Origin of the sequence: Streptosporangium sp. NPDC001559, assembly GCF_042893955.1 — a bacterium.
Classification (GTDB): domain Bacteria; phylum Actinomycetota; class Actinomycetes; order Streptosporangiales; family Streptosporangiaceae; genus Streptosporangium.
In genome coordinates, this window is record NZ_JBIAVG010000025.1 from 1 (window position 1) to 21,165 (window position 21,165).

General features: G+C 69.9%; 20 protein-coding genes. 11 read left to right on the forward strand and 9 right to left on the reverse strand.

The annotated features are described in order from the left end of the window. Both ACFYY8_RS38200 and ACFYY8_RS38205 read left to right on the forward strand, forming a co-directional pair. Positions 1–358: alpha-glucosidase C-terminal domain-containing protein (locus ACFYY8_RS38200; RefSeq protein WP_390049770.1), on the forward strand; the 358-nt coding region annotated here is incomplete at its 5' end. A gap of 4 nt (positions 359–362) precedes the next feature. Beyond that, entirely contained in the window at positions 363–1,676 is a 1,314-nt protein-coding gene (locus ACFYY8_RS38205) for a phosphotransferase (protein WP_390049771.1), read from the forward strand. Positions 1,677–1,823: 147 nt separating this feature from the next. Here ACFYY8_RS38205 and ACFYY8_RS38210 read toward each other — a convergent pair whose 3' ends face one another. Then, positions 1,824–3,026, reverse strand: a complete 1,203-nt coding sequence (locus tag ACFYY8_RS38210) for a serine hydrolase domain-containing protein (protein WP_390049772.1) — start codon at positions 3,024–3,026, stop codon at positions 1,824–1,826. Positions 3,027–3,588: 562 nt separating this feature from the next. Here ACFYY8_RS38210 and ACFYY8_RS38215 point away from each other — a divergent pair. Continuing rightward, a complete protein-coding gene (locus tag ACFYY8_RS38215; RefSeq protein ID WP_390049774.1) occupies positions 3,589–4,713 on the forward strand; it encodes a right-handed parallel beta-helix repeat-containing protein in 1,125 nt (374 codons plus the stop codon). Positions 4,714–4,824: 111 nt separating this feature from the next. On the opposite strand, the gene ACFYY8_RS38220 is transcribed toward ACFYY8_RS38215, so the two are convergent. The 3 genes from ACFYY8_RS38220 to ACFYY8_RS38230 form a co-directional block, all read right to left on the reverse strand. Next, positions 4,825–7,170, reverse strand: a complete 2,346-nt coding sequence (locus ACFYY8_RS38220; RefSeq protein ID WP_390049776.1) for an ATP-binding protein — start codon at positions 7,168–7,170, stop codon at positions 4,825–4,827. 77 nt (positions 7,171–7,247) lie between these two features. Continuing rightward, positions 7,248–7,883, reverse strand: coding sequence for a DUF6879 family protein (locus ACFYY8_RS38225; RefSeq protein ID WP_390049778.1), 636 nt, complete (start codon positions 7,881–7,883; stop codon positions 7,248–7,250). Next, entirely contained in the window at positions 7,876–8,145 is a 270-nt protein-coding gene (locus tag ACFYY8_RS38230) for a hypothetical protein (protein WP_390049780.1), read from the reverse strand. Before ACFYY8_RS38230 ends, ACFYY8_RS38225 begins: the two co-directional genes overlap by 8 nt. A 484-nt stretch (positions 8,146–8,629) precedes the next feature. On the opposite strand from ACFYY8_RS38230, the gene ACFYY8_RS38235 reads away from it, so the two are divergent. The 4 genes from ACFYY8_RS38235 to ACFYY8_RS38250 all read left to right on the forward strand — a co-directional run bounded on the left by ACFYY8_RS38235 (position 8,630) and on the right by ACFYY8_RS38250 (position 12,629). Beyond that, complete coding sequence (locus ACFYY8_RS38235; RefSeq protein WP_390049782.1) at positions 8,630–10,144, forward strand: alpha/beta hydrolase; 1,515 nt, start codon at positions 8,630–8,632, stop codon at positions 10,142–10,144. Between the two features lie 131 nt (positions 10,145–10,275). Next, positions 10,276–10,782, forward strand: coding sequence for a DinB family protein (locus ACFYY8_RS38240; RefSeq protein ID WP_390049784.1), 507 nt, complete (start codon positions 10,276–10,278; stop codon positions 10,780–10,782). Between the two features lie 64 nt (positions 10,783–10,846). Next, the gene (locus ACFYY8_RS38245) at positions 10,847–11,050 is read left to right on the forward strand and encodes a DUF664 domain-containing protein (RefSeq protein ID WP_390049971.1); all 204 of its coding nucleotides are present in this window, start codon (positions 10,847–10,849) and stop codon (positions 11,048–11,050) included. Between the two features lie 337 nt (positions 11,051–11,387). Then, positions 11,388–12,629 carry a glycosyltransferase gene (locus ACFYY8_RS38250; RefSeq protein ID WP_390049786.1) on the forward strand — a complete coding sequence of 414 codons (1,242 nt, stop codon included), beginning with the start codon at positions 11,388–11,390 and terminating at the stop codon, positions 12,627–12,629. A gap of 25 nt (positions 12,630–12,654) precedes the next feature. Here ACFYY8_RS38250 and ACFYY8_RS38255 read toward each other — a convergent pair whose 3' ends face one another. Together ACFYY8_RS38255 and ACFYY8_RS38260 are read right to left on the reverse strand one after the other, a co-directional pair. Beyond that, positions 12,655–12,867, reverse strand: coding sequence for a DUF397 domain-containing protein (locus ACFYY8_RS38255; protein ID WP_390049788.1), 213 nt, complete (start codon positions 12,865–12,867; stop codon positions 12,655–12,657). Continuing rightward, positions 12,858–13,679 carry a helix-turn-helix domain-containing protein gene (locus ACFYY8_RS38260; RefSeq protein WP_390049790.1) on the reverse strand — a complete coding sequence of 274 codons (822 nt, stop codon included), beginning with the start codon at positions 13,677–13,679 and terminating at the stop codon, positions 12,858–12,860. The genes ACFYY8_RS38255 and ACFYY8_RS38260 overlap by 10 nt, the downstream gene beginning before the upstream one ends. Before the next feature lie 271 nt (positions 13,680–13,950). On the opposite strand from ACFYY8_RS38260, the gene ACFYY8_RS38265 reads away from it, so the two are divergent. Together ACFYY8_RS38265 and ACFYY8_RS38270 are read left to right on the forward strand one after the other, a co-directional pair. Further along, positions 13,951–14,250 carry a hypothetical protein gene (locus ACFYY8_RS38265; RefSeq protein ID WP_390049792.1) on the forward strand — a complete coding sequence of 100 codons (300 nt, stop codon included), beginning with the start codon at positions 13,951–13,953 and terminating at the stop codon, positions 14,248–14,250. Next, the gene (locus tag ACFYY8_RS38270; protein WP_390049794.1) at positions 14,247–15,071 is read left to right on the forward strand and encodes an ATP-binding protein; all 825 of its coding nucleotides are present in this window, start codon (positions 14,247–14,249) and stop codon (positions 15,069–15,071) included. The genes ACFYY8_RS38265 and ACFYY8_RS38270 overlap by 4 nt, the downstream gene beginning before the upstream one ends. A gap of 140 nt (positions 15,072–15,211) precedes the next feature. Here ACFYY8_RS38270 and ACFYY8_RS38275 read toward each other — a convergent pair whose 3' ends face one another. Both ACFYY8_RS38275 and ACFYY8_RS38280 read right to left on the reverse strand, forming a co-directional pair. Beyond that, positions 15,212–15,631 carry a hypothetical protein gene (locus tag ACFYY8_RS38275; RefSeq protein WP_390049796.1) on the reverse strand — a complete coding sequence of 140 codons (420 nt, stop codon included), beginning with the start codon at positions 15,629–15,631 and terminating at the stop codon, positions 15,212–15,214. A 339-nt stretch (positions 15,632–15,970) separates the two neighbouring features. Then, on the reverse strand, positions 15,971–16,969 hold the full coding sequence (locus tag ACFYY8_RS38280; RefSeq protein WP_390049798.1) for a helix-turn-helix domain-containing protein: 999 nt from the start codon (positions 16,967–16,969) through the stop codon (positions 15,971–15,973). A gap of 323 nt (positions 16,970–17,292) precedes the next feature. On the opposite strand from ACFYY8_RS38280, the gene ACFYY8_RS38285 reads away from it, so the two are divergent. Next, positions 17,293–17,820 carry a hypothetical protein gene (locus ACFYY8_RS38285; RefSeq protein WP_390049800.1) on the forward strand — a complete coding sequence of 176 codons (528 nt, stop codon included), beginning with the start codon at positions 17,293–17,295 and terminating at the stop codon, positions 17,818–17,820. A gap of 5 nt (positions 17,821–17,825) precedes the next feature. Here the strand turns inward: ACFYY8_RS38285 and ACFYY8_RS38290 are convergent, their stop codons facing one another. Continuing rightward, positions 17,826–18,566, reverse strand: a complete 741-nt coding sequence (locus ACFYY8_RS38290; protein WP_390049802.1) for a DUF4328 domain-containing protein — start codon at positions 18,564–18,566, stop codon at positions 17,826–17,828. 187 nt (positions 18,567–18,753) lie between these two features. Here ACFYY8_RS38290 and glgB point away from each other — a divergent pair, with 187 nt between their 5' ends. Beyond that, the gene (gene glgB / locus ACFYY8_RS38295) at positions 18,754–21,015 is read left to right on the forward strand and encodes a 1,4-alpha-glucan branching protein GlgB (RefSeq protein ID WP_390049804.1); all 2,262 of its coding nucleotides are present in this window, start codon (positions 18,754–18,756) and stop codon (positions 21,013–21,015) included. Positions 21,016–21,165 lie beyond the last annotated feature (150 nt).

The window sequence follows — 21,165 nt, forward strand, 5'->3', positions numbered from 1 at the left end:
CGTCGAGGCCCAGCAGAAGAGCTCCGGCTCCCTCCTGCACTGGACCAAGCGCATGATCGACATCCGCAAGCGCCACCCGGTCTTCGGCCTGGGCGCCTACACCGAGCTGAACTCCTCCAACCCGAGCGTCCTGGCCTACGTGCGTGAGCTGGGCGACGACCGGATCCTGTGTGTGAACAACCTGTCGCGGTTCCCGCAGCCGGTCGAGCTCGACCTGCGCCGTTTCGAGGGTTCGGTGCCGGTGGAGACGATGGGTGGAGTTCCGTTCCCGCCGATTGGCGAACTTCCGTATCTTTTGACGCTTCCTGGGCATGGGTTCTACTGGTTCACCCTGCCGCCCACATCCCAGGAGGCGTGAGACCGTGTTGACGGAGCTCCTTTCCGGCTGGATCACCCATCAGCGATGGTTCGCCGGTAAGGGGCGCCCGATAGACGAACTCGGCGTCGACTCCGACGTCGAACTGAGCCCCGGTCTGCGCCATCTGATCATCTCGGTGCGCCAGGCCGGGGACCACGACCGCTACCAGCTTCTGCTCGGCACGGACGGCGACGCCTCAGGCCGCTACAGCCACGCCAGGATCGGCGGCGACTACTACGACGCCGTCTACAACCCCGACCTCACCGGGCCCCTGCTCACCGGGATGGCCGAGGGCCGTGACCTGGGCCCCCTGCGCTTCCGCCACCTGGAGGGCGCCTCGATCGACACCTCCCTGCGCAGTCTGGTGCTGAGCGCCGAGCAGTCCAACACCTCCCTGGTGTACGGCGAGACCTACATCTGCAAGCTGTTCCGCCGCCTCATCCCCGGGGTCAACCCCGAGCTTGAGATCGTCACCGCCCTGGCCCGCCACGGCGCCGGGCACATCGCACGGCCGTACGGGTGGATCGAGACCGACCTCGACGGGGAGACGACCACGCTGGCGATGACCCAGGAGTTCCTCGCGACCGCGAACGACGGCTGGTCACTGGCCCTGGCCAGTGTCCGCGACCTGTACGCCTCACTCGACCCCTCGGCGGAGGACGCGGGGGGCGACTTCAGCGCCGAGGCCTACCGGCTGGGCGTGGCGACCGCCGAGGTCCACCGTGAACTGGCCGTCGCCTTCCCCACCGGAGTGCTGGAGTCCCAGGACGTCAAGCAGCTGGTCGAGGACCAGCGCCGCCGCCTGGCCCAGGCGATCACCGAGGTGCCCGCGCTGGCCGCGCACGCGCGGGTGGTCGAGGACGCCTACCAGCGGATGGCCGACGTGGTCTCCGAGATGCCCGTCCAGCGTGTCCACGGTGACTACCACCTCGGCCAGGTGATGCGCACGACGACCGACTGGGTCGTCCTCGACTTCGAGGGCGAGCCCGGTCAGCCGCTGGCCGAACGCCGCGCGCTGTCGTCCCCGCTGCGCGACGTGGCCGGGATGCTGCGCTCCTTCGAGTACGCGGCCCGCCACCTGCTCGCCGACAATCCGGACGCCGAGGCACTGCGCCCCAGGGCGGCCGAGTGGGCCGCGCTGAACCGCGCGTCCTTCCTGGACGGCTACGCGGCGGGCGGCGGCAGGCTCCACCCCCAGGACACCGTCCTGCTGCGCGCCCTCGAACTGAGCAAGGCCGTCTACGAGGTCGCCTACGAGGCCCGCAACCGCCCCACCTGGCTGCCCGTCCCCATGGCCGCCTTCGAAACGGACCGCTGAGAGGCCCCGCCAGGGACGCACCGCCCGCGTCCGAGGACGGGCCGAACGGCCCCCTGCCCGTCACCGACCGCGAGCGTGGGCCAAGCCGCCCGCCGGTGCCCTGACCCGTACCGGGCCTCCGCACGAAGACTCATGGAGCACGGGCTTTCAGGACTCCAGCCGGCCCAGGTCGGCCAGGGAGCCGTTGAACAGGAAGTCGGAGGTCTGGGTCATGGCCATGACGACAAGGTCGCGGGCGGGGTGGTTGAACCAGAAGGTGCCGTAGCCGCCGTTCCAGCCGTAGCGGCCGGGGACCGAGGAGATCTCGTCCGGCTCGGTGACGACGGCCACGCCGTACCCCCAGCCGTGACCGGCGAGCACGATGTCGCCCGACGCCCGCTGCCCGGCCGTCAGGTGGTCGGTCGTGATCAGCTCGACGGACCGCTCGGACAGCACCCGGCGTCCCTGGTGGACGCCCCCCGCCAGCAGCATGCGGGCGAAGGCCAGGTAGTCGTCCACGGTGGAGACCAGACCGGCCGCTCCCGAGGGGAAGGCGGGCGGCCTGGTCCAGTCTTCGTCGGTGGTGTGCGTCTGCGGCGTCAGCTCGCCGGTCGGACCGGTCATGTAGTGGACCGGCAGCCTGCCGAGGTGTTCCGCGGGCAGGTGGAAGCCGGTCTCGGCCATGCCCAGCGGCTCGAACAGGCGTGTCCTGAACAGGTCGCCGAGCGACATGCCCGTGGCGCGGGCGACCAGCACGCCGAGCACGAGGGAGGCGGTGTTGTACTGCCAGCGCTCCCCCGGCTGGCACATCAGCGGCAGCGTGCCGAAGCGTCGCATCCACTCGTCGGGGTCGTGCGGCGTGCGGGGGTCGGGCGGGCCGGTGACGAGTTCGAGCTCCTGGGCCGCCTCGATGACGGGATAGGGCAGGTCGATCGTGGGGTACGGCGAGTCCGGCGTGACCCCGAAGACCAGGCCGTATCCCATCCGGAAAGTCAGCAGGTCCTCCACCGTGATCGGGCGTGCGGCGGGGACGGTGTCGTCGAGCGGGCCGTCGAGGCGCCTGAGCACCCTACGCCCGGCCAGTTCGGGAAGCAGCCGGTCGACCGGTTCCTCCAGCCTCAGCGTGCCGTCCTCCACCAGCGCCATGGTCGCCGCGGCCAGGACGGCCTTCGTCATCGACCCGACGCGGAAGATCGTGTCGCGCCGCATCGGCTCGTCGCCGCCCAGGGCCTTCGCCCCGATCGGCTCGACGAGCGTCTCGTCCCCCTGGGCGGCGAGAAGCACCATGCCGGGCAACTCGCCCTTCTCGACACGCGCGGCCATCGCCTGGCGCACCCGGTCGAACCCGGCTCGCAACGGAGAGGTTGTCATCGTCGTGCCTCCACGCTCAGGGCTCCCACCCACCGGTACGGCGTCACCCCAACCCTGCCATCCCCGACCGACATTTTCCGTGCGCCTTCGGGGTACGGCGGTGCCGTACCACCACTTCCGTCTCCGGAGAGAGGCGAAGAAAAGGGTGCCGTAAGCCGGAGAGAGGTTGGGAAAGAGCGGACATAAGGCTTTCCCATAGCTTTTCGCAATCGCCTGACGGGTTCACGGAAATTACCAGGACAAGCCCTTGCCGTCCTCGCGAACCGGTGAACGGGTGGGCACCGCCCATCTCAGGGCATGAATCCGGTCACGCCCTCACCACCCGTACGGCCCCGCGACGCACCAGGTGTTTCGGCTGCCCCATAGTCCTCGTGACATAACACGCGCCACGCACGCCACTCCCGGAACGGATTGAATTCACAAACCCTGGCGGACCAATTCACTGACTTCCGCGATCGCCACGGGAGGGGCAATCTTGACGGTGATCCTTCCGGCCGAAAAAACCTTCTCATCGGCTCGGGGAAAACACGAGAAAACTCATCGGAAGTCTGGAGAATCGAACATGGATCACGGAAGGAAAACAAAGGGAATCTTATCCGGATCGGGGGTGCTGCTGGCGTGCGCCCTGCTGGTCGCCGGCGTCGGAGCCGTACCGGCGCAGGCGAGCGCGGCCGCGGTGAACTGCGGCGACACACTGACCGCGGACGCCGCCCTGACCGCCGACCTGGTGTGCGCCGGCGGCGGGCTGACCATCGCGACCGACGGCGTGACCCTCGACCTGGGCGGGCACGTCCTCACCGCGACCGGCCTCACCCTGCGGGCCTCGGGCGTGACCGTGAAGAACGGCAAGATCGTGGGAACGGGCGGAGAGGCGGTGACCGTGCAGCCGGGCGCCGCCGGCGGCACCGTGGAGGCGACGCTCTCCGACGTGCAGGTCACCGCAGGGGCGACCCGGGTGCAGGACGCGACCCTGACCGTGGCGGGCAGCAACCCGGCCCTGTGCCTTCTGACGGGCCTGACGGTGCTGAAGTCCACGGCGACGGTCGAGCAGTGCGTCGTGCACGGGGAGGTCAGCGTCCAGGACTCCCCCGAGGTCACGGTGGCGTCGAGCACCCTGGCCAACGGGAAGCTGACGACCGCCAGGTCCGGTGGCGTCTACAACGGGACGGTCTTCGACAACTTCCCGGTGACCGTCGCCGCCGACGCGGGTGAGAACGTCTTCCAGGACAACCTCCTCAGGAACACCGACACCGCCCTTGAGGTCAAGGGCGGGCAGCGGACCACCTTCGACGGCAACGTCTTCATGAACAACTCCGTCGGGCTGCTGAGCACCGGCGGGTTCGCCCTCACGACCGTGAAGAACAACGTCTTCCACAGCAACAAGACGGTCGGCCTGCTGGTCAACCAGAACCTGGCCGGGGTCAACCCCGACCCGATCGCCGACAACATCTTCTTCGCCAACGGCATGACTCCCCGCAAGCTCACCGACCTGGGCGGGAACACCGTCCGCGGCGGCCTGCACCTGTTCACCGGCACCGTCACGCAGGCCGCCCTCACCGTGGCCCGCAGCACCGGCCTGGCCAACGGCGGCTTCCTCATCTGGGCCAGGCCCGGCTCGGTGACGGACGGCGGCGGCAACCGGGGTCCGTGCGGTCCCAAGCCCAAGTCCGGCCTCACCTGCGCCTGACCCTGCTCCTGTTCCGCGTGTTCCACGAAGGCGTCCGCGCCTGACCCCACTCTTTGAAGGCCTCTCGAAGGCCCCCTGAAGCGGCTCCCGCCGGGACACGGCGGGAGCCGTTCAGTAGTCCGAGGTGATCCGTCGCTCGATCCGGTGGCGGATCCCGGCCGCACGGGGGTCGTCGTAGTCGGCGAGCAGGCCGAGCGCCTTCGTCCAGTGCCGTCTGGCCGCCTCGGGGTCCTCCTCCACCAGGGACGCGCCGAGTGCGTCGAGGTCCAGGGCCTCGTGCCAGGTGTCACCGAGCATGTGGTGGATCGAGGCGGCCTGGCGGTGGAAGTCGGCCGCCTCCCCGTGCCGGTCGAGCGCGTAGAAGGTCTCGCCGGTGCCGTACCAGGCCAGTGCCTCCCGGCTGCGGTCCCCGAGGCGTCGGTGGAGCGTGGCCGAGCGCTGGAAGGAGGCCAGCGCGTCGACGAACTGCCCGGCCGCCCGCTGGGCGTTGCCGAGGGCGATGAGCCAGAAGCCCTCAAGCCGGTTGTTCCTGAGCACGAGGGCGATTTCGACCGCATCGTTCGCCGTGGCCAGCGCCTGTTCGATCTCGCCCCGCTCACGCAGGATGTCGCTGAACAGGCGCAGCGCGTTGCCCTCACCGCGTTTGCTCTCAAGAAGGCGGTGCATCTCCAGTGCGCGCCGTACGGCCTGCTCCGCCTCGGTGAGCCGTCCGGCGTGGTAGTGGGTGCTGGCGAGGTTGGCCAGGGTGGTGGCCTCCCAGTGCGCGGAACCCTGCTCCCGGAAGGCGGCGACGGCCCGCTCGAAGTGCTGCGCCGCGTCGTCCAACCGCCTCCTGCGGAGGTTGACCAGCCCGATGAGGTTGAGCGAGTGGGCCTGACCGAGCCGGTCGTCCACCTCGGTCCAGATCTCCAGCGCCTGGCGGTGGCTCTCCAGGCTCTCGTCCAGGCGGTTGATCCGGACGTAGCCGATGCCGAACTCGGTGAGCAGCCGTGCCCGCGCGGGCAGGTCGCCGAGCCGTTCCGTCGCGGCCAGGCCGAGCCTGCCGACCTCCAGCCAGTCGGCGACCGGCGCCGAGGGCGGCTGGCTGTTGGCCAGCACGACCGCCAGCTGCCAGGTCAGCTCGTCGTATCCGGCGGAGATCGCGGTCCTGGCGACCTGCAGGAGGTTGGCGTGCTCGCGTTCCGACCAGTCGACGGCCGTGTCGTAGTCGGCGAAGGTCAGCGGTCGCACACCCTCCGTGGGAGGCGTGAGCCGTATCCGGTTCTCGGCGGGGCCGATCCAGTTCTGGGCGGCGTCGGCGGTGTGCAGGTACCACTCCAGGACGCGGCGGAGCGCGGCCTGCCGGTCGTCGTAGGAGCCGTCCCGCTGCGCCTGGTCGGCGGCGTAGGCGCGCAGCAGGTCGTGGAACTGGTAGCGGCCCGGCGTCGTCTGTTCGAGCAGGTGGGCACCGACCAGGGAGTCCAGCAGCTGCCGTGTCCTGCTCGGGGTCAGCCCGCCGAGCGCGGCGGCGGCGTGCAGCCCGAACTCGGGGCCAGGGTGCAGGCCGAGCAGCCGGAAGAGCCGGGCGACCTGGTCGGGCAGCGCGCGGTAGGACCACGCGAACACCGTCCGCACGGCCCCGGCCTCCTCGTCGTCCCCGGTGCTCAGGGCGTCCCACAGGGCGGACTCGTCACGCAGGTCGGCGATCAGGTCGTCCAGCCGCATGTGGGGGTAGCTGACGGCCCGTTCCGCGGCGATCCGCAGGGCCAGCGGCAGCCGGGCGCACAGTCTGGCCAGCTCGGTGAGCTTGCTCTCGTCGTCCTCCGGACGGTATCCGGCGGTGACGGCCCGCAGCAGGGCGACCGCCTCCGGCTCGGGGAGCGTGCCCAGCGTCAGGCGGTGCGCCCCGTCGCGTACGGCGAGGATCGACAGACGACTGCGGCTGGTGACGACGACCAGGCAGCCCGCGCTGCCGGGCAGCAGGGGGCGGACCTGGCTCACCATGGCCGCGTTGTCGAGGACGACCAGCATCCTGCGGCCGGCCAGCAGCGAGCGGTAGAGCGCGGCGGCGGCGTCGAGGTCCTGCGGCACCGAGTGGGCACGGACGCCGAGGGCGACCAGGAACCGGTGCAGCGCGTCGTAGGCGGTTACCGGCTCTCCGGGGTCGTAGCCACGCAGGTTGACGTAGAGCTGCCCGTCGGGGAAGCGCTCCTGGATCTGGTGGGCCCAGCGCAACGCGAGCGAGGTCTTGCCGACACCCGCCGTCCCGGCGATCACGCACACCGAGATGACCCTGGGGTCGCCGTCCTCACCGGTCAGGACCGCGTTCAGCCGTTCGAACTCCTCGACGCGGTTGACGAACCCTCGCACGTCCGCGGGAAGCTGACGCGGAACCGGAACCGGAGCCGGGGAGGCGCCCCTGTTCCTGCCGCCGTGGTCGTGGAAGTGCACTCCCCCGCTGACGTTCCTGGCCTGCACGACGTCACGTGAGGACCCCGACAGTTCGGAGTACGAACCGCCGGGGTTTTCTTCATCTTCTCTGTGCTTTTTGACGGCTACTCCGTTTTCGACCCGACCGTGGACGAGGAGAGGGAGGTGAGCTCCCGGTCGACATAGGACCTGACGTCCTCGCCCGTCTCGTAGAGGCCTCTGATGTAGTCCTCCCAGTCCCTGACGAGGTGGGGAGTGGTGTAACGGAACGCGCCGTCGGGGACACCGCCCTCGGTGTAGAGGACGCGGTAGAGAGTCCGGCCGCCGAGGACGACCACCTCGGGAAGCGGGCCGCCGCGTTCGAAGACCGCGACCGCCTCGGCGGCGACCACCCGGATTCGCTCGCCGCACTCCGCGCGCATCCGCAGCGAGCGCAGCTCCCAGCGCATGTACGGCGTGAGCGGCGTCTCGACGACCCGCACCCGGTGGAAGAAGGAGTTGCGGAGCTCGTCCTCACGCGTCATGGCGAGCAGGCTGTCCGTGCGCTCTTCGAGCAGCCGCATCGACTCGTCCCAGTCACCCCGGCGGAAGGCGTCGTAGCTGGGAACGGCCTGCTCCTCGAAGTGCTGGCGCCGTTCGAGCTTCCAGGAGTCGCGGTTACGGAGGACCGCCTCCCGCTGCCGGAAGTCGCGCCGGTAGGCCTCTCTGACGAGCCTCTCGCCCTGGGCCGGGATGAGATGGGGAGCGCGGAGGTCAGACATCGGCGATGTCCGGCTTCGCGACGCTGAGCATGATGCCGGGGATGACGACCAGTCGCTCGTCCGGAGCGAGGGAGACGCCTTCCGGCAGACGTGGCCCGTAGACGGCGGTGAGGTCTCTGCCGATCACCGCGATGTCACCGTTGTCCAGCTGCCAGATGTCGGGGCACTCGTCTCGACCGTCGGAACGGTCAAGCTCCTTGGCCGACTTTCCCAGGCGCCGTTGGAACAACGCGGACGGGTCAGCCTCCCAGGAACGAGCCATGCCTGCCTCCCAGTCGGCTTGGCCGTACGTGTGACTTGCACGGAGCATATGCGAGACGGCCTCCCGGAACAATGGAAAGTTCGCCTTCGCCGCCGAACATCACCCAAAAAACAAACGGCTAGCCCTAAACAGGATGAAAGCAGACCAATAACCGGCAATCATCCAACCCAGCCGAGAGGCCATGGAGGCCCCTGACCTGGGGATCAACTCCACAGAAAGCCTTTTTCCCGCAAACGATCATGACCTCGTATTCCGACGTCACCCCCTTTGGGCGCCGTTTCCGGCAGACACCGGACGCCGAAGACACCAAGCACGGCACACCCGCGATATCAGCCTCCGAAAAGCCGCTTCCGGCACTCGCGGGCGCCGTCGTCCCGAGTACAGCCAGCACCACGAGAAGAGAGGTGCTGGTGGGATGTCTCCGGGTACGGCGTCGCCGTGAGGATCGACGGGCTCTTCCATCGTCCAGAAACAGGAGAGGCCCGTGGCGAAACGACATATCCCCATCGCCCTCATGATCGGCGCCGCCCTGGCCGCCGTGACACCCGTACTGCCTGCCCTGGCGGGCGGATCGCGCCCCACGGCCGCGGCGGTCTCCGACGTCCCCTGCCCGGTCGTGAAGGGAACGGCGGCCCGCTGCGGAGAGATCACGGTGCCGCTGGTCCGCGCCGACCCCTCAGCGGGCACGAACCGGATCGCCTACGCGCTCCTGCCGCGCACCGACGTCGGCCGTCCCCCTGCGGGAACGGTCATGGTGGTCAGCGGCGGTCCCGGCGAACCGGCGATCGCCTACGCGGAACGCTTCGCCGAGGACATGACCGCCCTGCGCGACGACCACGACCTGCTCCTGGTCGATCCGCGTGGCACCGGCGGATCGGAGCCGGTCGGCTGCGGTGTCCCCGCGGACTACGACCTGCTCCCCCGAGAGCGGCAGATCGACGAGGTCGAGGCGTGCGGACGACGGCTCGGAGAGCGGGCACGGGCCTACACCTCGGCGGAACTGGCCGACGACCTGGACGCCGTCCGCTCACGCCTCGGTGTCGACAGGGTCGATCTGTACGGCGTGTCCTACGGCACCTATCTGAGCGCCGTCTACGCCTTCCGGCACCCGGAGCACACCCGCAGCGTCGTCCTGTCCGGGGCCTATCCCCTGCGCTTCGACCCGCTGGGCCGCCCGAACGCGCGGGCGGTCGAACGGGCCCTGCTGCGGCTGTGCGCGCGCAGCGACGGCGCCTGCCAGGGCGAGAAGGCGGTCGCCAACCTCGAACGGCTGGCCACCCGCCTGCGGGAACGCCCCATTCCCTTCGAGATCGAGGTCTCAGGGCGCCGCCGTACCCTGCTACTCGACGAGCACATGCTCGCCTTGATCCACTTCTACGTGGCGAGCAGCAACGGCACCCCGCGAGTCTGGTCCGAGCTGCCGGCCATGGTCTCGCGGGCGGTCTCCGGTGACACGGCCCCGCTCGTCGCCCTGGCCGGGCAGCTCGCCGAGGGACTCGCCTCCCAGCCGCCGGAGAAGCGGGCCACCAGGGCTCAGGCCCTGTCGATCGTCTGCAACGACTATCCGACCGTGTGGGACCGGCGGGCCACCGTCGAGGACCGCACCGCCGCCTTCACCGGGGCGCTGCGACGGGCCGAGGGGCGGTTCGGGCCGTTCAGCGCGCGTGGCTGGACCGAGGCCGTGATGGACGGCGCCGACCTGTGCCTCAAATGGCCCCGTACCGACCGGCCCACGGGCCACGGCACCGCGCCCCGCGTCCCGGTGCTCGTGCTCTCCGGTGAACTCGACACCAACACCCCCGTCTCCCAGGGGCGCCTGGCCGCGGAGCAGTTCCCGGTGAGCACCTTCGTGGAGGTTCCCTCCGCCGGACACGTGCCGACCTGGGAGGAGACCGGTTGCGCGGCCAAACTGGCGACGGCCTTCATCCGCACCGGCTCGACCGGTGACCGCTCCTGTCTGAAGGCCATCCCGCCCCTGCCGGTCACCGGCCTCCGCTGATCTCGCCGTACGGCGAGGCCCTCTCACACGGCGGGCCTCGCCGTACGAAAAGCCGTTGAGAGGTTGTCGGGCCTCCGTGAGAGGCTGGACGGCGGTGATCAAGGCCGATCAAGATGAGAGGACCACGAGTCATGACCGACAACCGCGTTTCCCCCGCTTTCATCGCCGACGAACGCGCCATGCTGGACAACTGGCTCGACTGGCACCGCGAGACCCTGGCCGTCAAGTGCGCCGGCCTGCCCGACGAACGGCTTCGCGAGCGTTCCGTGCCGCCGTCGACCCTGTCGCTGCTCGGCCTGCTTCGTCACATGGCCCATGTGGAACGTGTGTGGTTCCGCCGGGTGCTGAACGGTGAGGACGTCCCGCTCCTCTACTCCAAGGCCGACGACTACGACGCCGACTTCAACGCCGTGGACACCGCCTCATCCGAGGAGGCCTTCGCCATCTGGCGGGCCGAGATCGACGCGGCCCGCGAGATCTCCGCCCGGGTGCCGCTCGACGCCATCGGAAAGCAGCAGCGCCACGGCCAGGACGTCTCGCACCGCTGGATCCTCGTCCACATGATCGAGGAGTACGCCCGCCACAACGGCCACGCCGACCTGCTCCGCGAACGCCTCGACGGCGCCGTCGGCGAGTAGCCCACTTCTCTCTGTCACCAAGGAGTCGCGGCCAGGTTCGTCGAAGAGAGGTGAGATTCGCACCCTGTCCGCGTGGTGGCGGACTTCGGCGACGCCGAATACACCGTCGCCTGACCGACCCGTTCACCCAGCCGTTGGTGAAGGCGCTGGGCACCATCGGAGAGCGGCAGGGCTCTCGCACCGCTGGATCCTCGTCCACGTGATCGAGGAGTACGCCCGCCGCAACGGCCACGCCGACCTGCTCCGCGAACGCCTCGACGGCGAGTGACCTTCTCCAGGGACAGACCAGGTAAGCCGGAAAGGACCGGCGGCCGTTCCGGTGGTTGAGAGCCGGTCTCCCGGTGGCGCGAGCACCGGCTTTCGCCGCCCCGCCTTGACGTGGACGGTTCCAGGTCGTCCATGGGCTGCCGGGCTGCGGATGTCGAAGTCGTCTCCCGAGGCGGGGAGGTCACCTGCCGGACGGCGAAACGACTAAAAGGGCAAGAGGGATATACACCTCCTGCCGCTACCAAGCTATAGCGCATGGGGGGGCTTGCCACAAGGCCCCGGTTCTGCCGCACAATCCTCCTTCGACACCGGAACGTACGGACATCGGGGGCTGTGGAATGCGCGTTGTGTTGGTGACCTACGGGTCGCGCGGGGACGTCGAGCCGATGACGGGGCTGGCGGTGCGGCTACGGGCGCTCGGCGCCGAGGTGCGAGTGTGCGCGCCGCCGGACTTCGCGGAACTGCTGGACGATGCCGGCGTGCCGCTGACTCCCCTCGGCTGGCCGATCCGCGCGCTGGCGACGGGGGCGATCCCCGACAAGGCGAAGGCGGGCCTGGCCGGAATCGCCGCCGAGCTGACCGCCATGGCCTACGAGGCGGTCGCCGAGGTGGCCGAGGACCGCGCCACGGTGGTGGCGACCGGTTCCTTCCCCGCCGTGGCCGGTGCGCGGGCGGCGGCCGAGAAGCTGGGCGTGCCCTATGTGTTCACGTCCCTCTCCCCGTCCTACCTGCCGTCGCCGCATCACGCGCCTCGTCCCTGGCCGGGCCAGGCGATCCCCGAGGGGGTGACCGGCAACCGGGAGCTGTGGGCCCTCAACGCCGAGCACAAGGACGCGTTGTTCGGCGAGACGATCAACGACCACCGGGCGTCGGTCGGCCTGCCCTCGGTGAACGGCATCCGCGACCATGTCTTCACCGGCCGCCCGTTCCTGGCGACCGACCCGGTCCTGGGCCCCTGGCAGGAGACGCCGGAGCTCGACGTGACGCAGACCGGCGCGTGGATCAGGCCGGACGAGCGTCCGCTTCCCGCCGACCTGGAGGCGTTCCTGGCCGCCGGGGACAAGCCGGTGTACGTGGGCTTCGGCAGTATGCCGATGCGGGGCGCGAGCGCCCAGGAGATCTCCCGGGCCGTCATCGAAGCCGTTCGGGCACGGGGTCGCCGTGTCCTGCTCGGGAGCGGCTGGGCCGACCTGACAGCGATCGACGACCGGGACGACTGCCTCGTCGTCGGCGAGGTCAACCAGCAGGCGCTGTTCGGCCGGGTGGCCGCCGTCGTGCACCACGGCGGCGCGGGCACGACAACGACGGCGGCCCGTGCCGGAGCGCCGCAGGTGATCGTGCCTCAGGTCGCGGACCAGCCGTACTGGGCGGGCCGGGTGACCGGGCTGGGCATCGGCGTGGAGCACGATGGTCCGACGCCGACCGCCGATTCGCTGTCGGCCGCGCTCAAGGTCGCCCTGGCTCCCCGGACGGGTGCCCGCGCGGCCGTCGTGGCCGAGACGGTCCGCACCGACGGGGCGGAACGGGCCGCGAGGCTCCTGCTCGACATGGCTGACCGGAGTGGGTCCGCGCTTCCCTAGAAGACGGCCCCACTCGGGTTCACCGTCAGAAGTCGAACTCGCCCTTCTTGGCGCCGTCGATGAAGGCGTCCCACACGCTCGCGCTCACCACGAACGGCGCCTGACCAGGGGCCTCGGTGTCACGGACCCCCACCCGGCCACCCGACAGCGGAGCCACCTCGATGCAGTCGCCCTGGTCGGAGCCGCTCTTGGTGGCCTTGCGCCAGGACGCGGCCTTCAGCTCGTCGCTCAGGTCCACAGTTTCTCCGCCTCTCTGATCAACGCGATGGAAACAGGCTGGGGGTGCGCCTCGGCTCGTAGAGCGTCGTATCTGCTGTGGACGAGCTCCACGTCCTCCGGGCGATCCGACACCTGCCCGTGAGCCGCAGACTGGATATACACCGTATCCGCCCGCCCAGGAAGCCTCGCGATCACGAAGCCGCCGAGGATGCCGGTCGTCACCCCGAGCGCCATGGGAACGACCTGGAGGCCGATCCGGGGGGACTCTACCGCCTCCAGCAGGCGTTCGAGCTGCCTCCGCATGACCGCCTTGCCGCCGATGGGACGGCGCAGGACGCCCTCGTCCAGGATCGCGCGGAACAGGGGCGGGGCGGCGCGGGTGAAGATCTCCTGCCGCTTCATCCGGGCGGTGACGGCCTTCTCCACCTGCTCCTCGGTGATGCCGGGTTCGCCCCGGATGACCAGCCGGGCGTACTCCTCGGTCTGCAGCAGGCCGGGGACGACGAGTGGCTGCCAGGTGTGCAGACTCTGCGCCTGCTGTTCGACGTCCAGCCAGGTTCGAAACCAGTGGGGGCTGGTGGCGTGGGTGAGCTTCTCCCACAGCAGGACCAGTTCACCGCCCGCCTGGATGGCGTTGTCGTAGCGCTCCATGAAGTTGCGGCTCGGCCTGCGCTCGCCCCGCTCGATGAAGCCCACCAGGCTCTGGCTGAACTGGGTGACCTCCGCGACCTGGTCCTGGGTGAGGCCGAACCGCACACGGCGCTGACGCATTTCAGCCCCCAGGATGACCAGAGGCTTGGCCGAAGGGTCGGACTTGGTTATCACGGACATTTCTTCTCCGTCCGCCAGGGGGATTATTACAGCGCCAGCACACCAGCACAGTCTCAGCACACGCCAGCACAATTTCAGCACAGCGCAGTACAAACTGTGGCCACGATGTGGTTCAACTTTCCGTGCCCAACGTAGCCAGTCAGGGGCACTCTGTGAAGTGGGCGGGGACGCGAAGAAGCCCCTCTGAGAGGCCTTGTCATGCAAGTAGTGCGCCCCCTCATACCGTCACCATAAAAATCACCGGATATGTCCGGATCAAAGGGGTGAAAAAATGCGCGTCGAGGGTCGGGAAACGCATTACCAGGACGGCGGCCCACCGGACAGGGAGATGTCGCTTCTGGGTAAGGAGAACGCGGAAACGGCCCTCCGGCCCTTGGCGTTTTCCAAGGACGCGCTCTCCCCCGAGAACACTCTGCTCTCCGAAAGCGCCTCCCCCGGAACCGCCGCGTTCCCCGGTGCCGCCTCCCCCAGGAATGTCCCGCTCCCCGGCGCCGCGTCCTCTCAGGAGGTGCCCTTCCTCGAAGGCCCGCCGTACGCCGGAAGCGTGCCGTACCCGAGGGAGGGGGCGTGATCTGGCGGGAGGGCTGGGGGCGGCTTGGGGGGCGGCATCGGCGCGGTGAGCCGCTCTCCGGGCCTCGGACGCGGCGGTGGGACCCCGCCAACCGGGCCGGCGCCGAGCAGCTTGACCAGATCGAGCCCGCCTGGGCCGTCTGGTACGGCGTGGCTACCCGGTGCTTCTACGCCGCGGCCGTCTGGCCGACCCCGGAACCCCTGGTCGTGTGCGCCGGTTCGGCGGACGAGCTGTGCCGCCTGATGCGCGCCGCCGAACAGACCGCACCGCCCCGCCCCAGCGTCCCGGCAAGCCTCCCGGGAGCCGTCCCGGCCGGTCCGGACGTCACGGCCCCCGGAGTTTCCCGGGTCACGGGAACTGGACGCGGGCCCTCCATCCCCACGACCCCGGGAGCCCCAATGCGCCGGACACAGGACGGGCTGCGTACCGCCTGCTGGGACCTGCCGTACGATCCGTCGATCGTCAGTGGGGCACGCCGTTCTGTGGGGGCCGCGCTGGAGTCCTGGGGGCTGGCGCATATGACGGACGACGTGGTCCTGGTGACCGGCGAACTGCTGGCCAACGCGGTCACCCACGGCGAGCCCCCGGTCAGGCTCTCCCTGTGGCTGGGGGCCGGGGAGCTGTGTGTACGGGTCACCGACCACGGCCCCGACCGGCCCCGCCACCTGGACCTGGGGGTCGAGGCCGTACACGGCAGGGGGCTGGGCATCGTGGACACCCTCGCCGACGCCTCCGGTGTCACGCCCCTGCCCGACCCTCCGGGCAAGACCGGCTGGGCCCGCTGGCGTCTGGCCGCCCGTCCCCGGCCCCCGGCCGGATGAACGAAACGGCCGTGGAGGTGGTCCCTCCACGGCCGTGTCCCCCGTCGCCGATTGGTCAGGCCACCTCGGGCACTCCGGGGTCACCCGCTCCTTCTCCGGCCGCGACGGCCGCCCGCACCGTCACGGCCCTGGCGTGGTCGTCAGTCGACGTAGTCGTTCACCTGCGACTCGTACGTGGTCAGGTTCTCGGTCGTGCTCGCCTTCAGGCCCCACCAGTGGATCGCGGAGGGCGCCACGTCGTAGGAAACGACGGAGAAGCTGCTCTCCCCGGAGCAGTCACCGTTGAGCAGGAACGTGCGGTAGATGTTGAGCGCGGGGATCTCGTAGTGCACTCCCACTTTCCATCCGTCGCCGCAGAAGGTGTCCTTCACCGTGAAGGAGTTGCGGCCCTTGGCCATGTTGTGCGTGCCGGCGTTGAACCACACCTCCCCCGCCCAGTTGCCGTCGGCGTGGTAGACGACCTGGTGGGACGTCGCCGCGTGGGCGACCCCGCTGGTGGTGGCGAGGGTGAGCGCCACGACGGCGGTGGGCACCGCGACGCGCAGTAGTCGGAAACGCATGTGAAAGTCCTTCCGATGCCGATCCTGATCCGGCCGCCGGTTCCGTTCACCGGCTGACCGGGATCCGTTTGCAGGGACGCCGGTGCTGTGGAACGGCCTCACGGTGCCGCCACGGTGCCGCCGGGGCAGGCGAGCAGTGGTGGGCCGGGAGGCCGGTCGCACCGGCCTGGCCCTGTCGTACCGTCCGGGCCGACGGCGCGGGAAGAGATCGGACAGCGGGGTGGACATCCATGCACAGCAACGAACAACCGGTGTGTCGTCGCAGGTCAACGACGTGTCAACACACCGGAGGAGAACACGGGCTTCCACCGGGAACCACAACGAACACGCTCATGCCGGTCAGGGTCCCGGGGTTGACGCCTCGAACTCCTTCGTCTCCCCGGTCGGGAACCTCACGTAGCCGAGGGCGGTCGTGGACCGGTTCATGCCGAACAGCATGCCCGACCAGAGGGGCGGGGTCTTGTCGTAGAAGCTCACGCAGTCCATGGGGTAGCAGTCACGTGTCGTCGCCGTGACGATCTCGACCCGGCCCCGCCATCCCGTGGGCATCCGCAACGCCGCCCAGTTGGTGCCGCACTCCGCCGAGTACCAGTTCTCCAGCTTGCCCACCACCTTGCCCTTGTAGGAGAAGGTGGAGGCCGCGGCCAGTTGCGCGTTCTTCCAGCATCCTGAGGCGTCGGGGTCCTTCTTGTGGCATCCGTAGCCCGGGGTGGCGCCGCCGCACGCCATCACCGGGGTGGGGTCGGGGCCCGGCGGGAAGGTCGGCCCGGACTGGTTCGTCAGGGGCTGGACGGCCGTCGCCGGGCCGCGTGCCGGGGAGGACCCGGGGAGGATCGTCGGCAGGAGCAGGAAACCCGTGGCCGTCAGGAGTGAGGAGGCCACGCTCGCCGCCAGCAGGTGCCACCAGCGCGGCCCGCCCCGGCCCGGTCGTTGGGAGGCCGGAGTCACGGGGGCGTCGGGTACGGCGGGAGCCGGCGACACGGAGCCGGGCGGGTCGTCCGTCCCGGCCGCGTCCGATACGGGCGACGACGGAGGGTCGGTGACGGGTTCCGGCCCGGCGCTCGCCGTGACGTCCGGGACCGGAGCGGGCCGAGCCGCCTCGTGTTCGGAGGCGGCGTCCCACCAGCCACGCCACCGTTCGAGGTCCTGGGAGCCGCATGCCTGGACGAACGCGGCGGCCACCTCCCAGGTCGGCAGCCGTCTGCCGCTCTCCGCGATGGACAGGGTGCTGTGCGAGTATCCCGAGACCTCCGCCAGCCTGCGCAGCGTGAGTCCCGACCTCTCGCGGGCCTCCCTCAGCCTGGCGGCGAAACGCATGGTCGGCCCGTCGCCTTCCAAGGGCGTCTTCCTTCGCGCCATCTCTCTCCCCGGCTTCACAAATGATCTTTACCGATGAGCAAAACGGTGTTGATTGTCCACGGTTACTCGATCATGTCAATTTCTCATGGATCGCAGCCATATGTTCGCCGCCTCGACAGCCCGCCCACCGGCTGCGATCGGCACGCCGGGCGGTTGACACGTCTTCGACGCCGGGGTTTGTGAACCGTTCCAAACAGGTGGGTCACAAGGAGGTTCCGGATTCGTTTTTGGGATTGCCCCGCCGGGAAAATCCCTCTAAATCCATTTAAATGCGATATGGGGATGTAGCTCGAGGTCGTGTGGTGTTAGCGGCGGCGGTGGGGGCGCTGGCCGCGGGAGTTCTGGGAGGCCTCGCGGCCCGGCTGCTGATGCGCGGGGTAGCGGTCGCCGTGGGCGTGGACACCTCCTTCACCCTGGTGGCGACGGTGATGATCACCGTCGTCTTCGTCGTGCTCGCCGTACCGGCCGCGATCACCGCGACCGCACGGCCGGGCATCAGGCGCGGCGGCAGGTGGGTGACCGTGCTGGTCACCGGCTGGACCTCGGCCAGGACCGGGTTCGCCGACGCCAAGTCCATCCTGCTGGCCGAAGAGGAGCGGCTGCCTTTGCTCGCGGCGCTGGCGGTGGCCTTCGCGGCGGTGGTCACGGCCCACGGACGGTTCGCGCAGTGGCTGACCCGCCGCCTCGCGACCTCGGGGGAACCCGCGAGGCCGTACGCGACGGACTCCGGACGCCCGGAGCCGGGGACGGAGTTCGCCGACGGCGAGGCCTTCATCCGGGGGTCCTGCCAGAGCCCCGCCCCGCCGGTCCGCCGGGCCGGCGGTCACTGAGCCCGTCAGCCTCCGGCCGCGACCCGCGCCTCCTGGAAGCGGGTGATCCGTACCACGACGATGGCCAGCAGGGCGGCGGCCAGCAGTGTGGGGATCCAGGTGAACGGGTCGAGGCCGAACCCGACGAGCGCGCCCACCTCCTCGGGCGGGCGCCCGGCGAGGCTCAGCAGCGTGACGGACGACAGCGGGATCACCCAGAAGGCCAGCAGCCACGCGATCCACCAGGCCCACACCAGCCAGGAGTGCGGTTGCCTGCCGATGCTCTCCCCCCGCACGCCGCCGGGACGGGAGGCGGCCCAGACGTCGTCCACGATCTGTTTGGGGATCCACCACCCGACGATCGGCAGCGCCCAGCCGAGCACGATGAAGATCTTGAACCAGCGGTGCGGGACCCGGGTGAGGGACTCGGCGTTCAGGCGTGCCCGTACCAGCCAGACCAGGAAGACGACGACCAGACCGGCCCTGACCAGGGCCCTGGAGGCCGTCAGCGCGACCAGGAACGCGGAGTTCGACAGCAGCGGGAGGGCGCCCTCACCCACGACCTCGACGACGGTGGCCAGGGGGTCGGCCGCGACCGCCCAGGCGGCCCCCACGAGGGTGTCGAGGCCGAGCAGGGTCAGTACGGCCGTCGCGAGCCCTCTGACCGGCCGCAGCGGGCGGGGCGGCGGAGGAAAGGCCGTCTCCGCGGGGAGCGGCCAGTGATGAGGGCGCGTGGGAACGGGTGCCCCGGCCGTGTCACCGCACATCGCCGCCCTCCAGGTGATCAACGGAACCGACGGCCAGTATTCCGCACCGCGTGATAGCGACATACAGGATTTTCCTCATCGCATATCCGCACATTTTCACGACACGCATGGTGATAGCGGACAAGGGCATGGGTCGTAACGCCCGAGTAGGGCAGGGTTAGGGGATACCGATCTACGGGAGTGATCCATGAACGCGGACTTGGACCTGGAGCGGCTCGCGGGCGGAGCGCACCACGATCCGCACTCGATCCTCGGCGCGCATCCGGGAGCCGGCGGTGTGACCGTCAGGACGCTGCGACCGCTGGCCGAGAAGGTCCAGGTCGTCGTGGACGATCGCACCCATGACATGGAGCACCTGGCCCACGGCGTCTTCGCGGTGACGATTCCCGGTCTTGACAAGATCCCCGACTACCGGTTCCTGGTCACCTATCCGGGCGCGGAGCCGTACGAGATGGCCGATCCCTACCGGCACTGGCCGACGCTGGGCGAGGTGGACCTGCACCTGATCGGCGAGGGGCGCCACGAGCGGCTGTGGGAGGTGCTCGGCGCGCGGGTCATGCGGCACGAGGACGTCGAGGGTACGGCCTTCGCCGTCTGGGCGCCGAACGCGCGGGGCATCCAGGTGATCGGCGACTTCAACCACTGGGACGGCACCGCCCACCCGATGCGTTCGCTGGGCAGGTCCGGGGTCTGGGAGGTGTTCGTCCCCGGGCTCGGCGAGGGCGAGCGCTACAAGTTCAACGTGCTCGGCGCGGACAGCGTGTGGCGGGCCAAGGCCGACCCGATGGCCAGGCGTACCGAGATCCCGCCCGCCACGGCCTCGGTCGTCGAACGGTCCTCCTACGAGTGGCACGACGAGGAGTGGCTGCGCGGGCGCGCGGCGGCGGACGCGCTGAAGGAGCCGATGAGCGTTTACGAGGTGCACCTCGGCTCGTGGCGGCCCGGCCTGTCCTACCGGGACCTGGCCGTCGAGCTGGTCGAGTACGTGGTGGACATGGGGTTCACCCACGTGGAGTTCCTGCCTGTCGCCGAGCATCCGTTCGGCGGCTCGTGGGGTTACCAGGTGACCTCCTACTACGCGCCCACGTCCCGCTTCGGCGGCCCGGACGACTTCCGGCACCTGGTGGACAGCCTGCACGCGGCGGGCGTCGGGGTGCTGGTCGACTGGGTGCCCGCGCACTTCCCGATGGACGACTGGGCGCTGGCCAGGTTCGACGGCACCGCGCTCTACGAGCACGCCGACCCGACCAGGGGCGAACACCCCGACTGGGGCACCTACGTCTTCGACTTCGGCCGCAGGGAGGTGCGCAACTTCCTGGTCGCCAACGCGCTGTACTGGCTGCGCGAGTTCCACGTGGACGGGCTGCGGGTGGACGCGGTCGCCTCGATGCTCTACCTGGACTACTCGCGGCGCGAGGGCGAGTGGCGGCCCAACGAGTACGGCGGGCGGGAGGACCTCGACGCGGTGGCCTTCCTGCAGGAGATGAACTCGCTGGTCTACCGGGACCAGCCGGGCATCATCACCGTGGCCGAGGAGTCGACCGCGTGGCCCGGGGTCTCCCGGCCCGTGCACCTTGGCGGTCTCGGCTTCGGGTTCAAGTGGAACATGGGCTGGATGCACGACACCCTGGCCTATCTGGCGCACGAGCCGGTCTTCCGGCAGTACCACCATCACCAGATGACCTTCTCCCTGATGTACGCCTTCTCGGAGAACTTCGTGCTGCCGCTGTCGCACGACGAGGTGGTGCACGGCAAGGGGTCCCTGCTCGGCAAGATGCCCGGCGACGAGTGGCAGCGGTTCGCGAACCTGCGCGCGCTCTTCGCCTTCATGTGGGCCCACCCGGGAAAGCAGCTGCTGTTCATGGGCGGCGAGTTCGGGCAGGGGTCCGAATGGTCGGAGGTCCGAGGTCTCGACTGGTGGGTGCTCGACTTCGACGGCCACAAGGGGGTGCAGCGGCTGGTGCGCGACCTCAACCGGATCTACCGGGAGACGCCCGCGCTGTGGACCCAGGACGACACCCCGGACGGTTTCCGCTGGATCGACGCCGACGACGCCCAGGGGAACGTCCTCTCCTTCGTGCGTCTGGCCCCCGACGGCTCGGCGCTGGCCTGCGTGGTCAACCTCTCCGGCGCGCCGCACGAGAACTACCGGCTGGGGCTGCCCCTTCCCGGCACCTGGGAGGAGGCGCTCAACACCGACGCCTACGACTACGCGGGCAGCGGGGTGGGCAACATGGGCGCGGTCGAGGCGGTCGAGGAGGAGCGGCACGGCCTGCCGTACTCGACGCGGCTGCGCGTGCCGCCGCTGGGCGCCGTCTGGCTCCGGCACGACGCGCCGCCGGAGAGCCCCGCCACCGAGACAGCCGGGAAGACAGCCGAGGAGGCGGCCGGGGACACCGTGAAGAAGACCTCCGGAAGGAAGGGCACCAGGAGGACCACCCGCCACTGAGGGTCCCTTGACCGACGGGACAACCGCCGGGTCAACGTCACAGGAAGATTTTTTCGGCCGGGCCGGGCCGGTCACGCAGCGTGTGACCGGCCCTTTTCCGTTCAGGCCGGGTTCGCCAAGGCTTCCGTGAACCTTAAATCCGCCTTATAT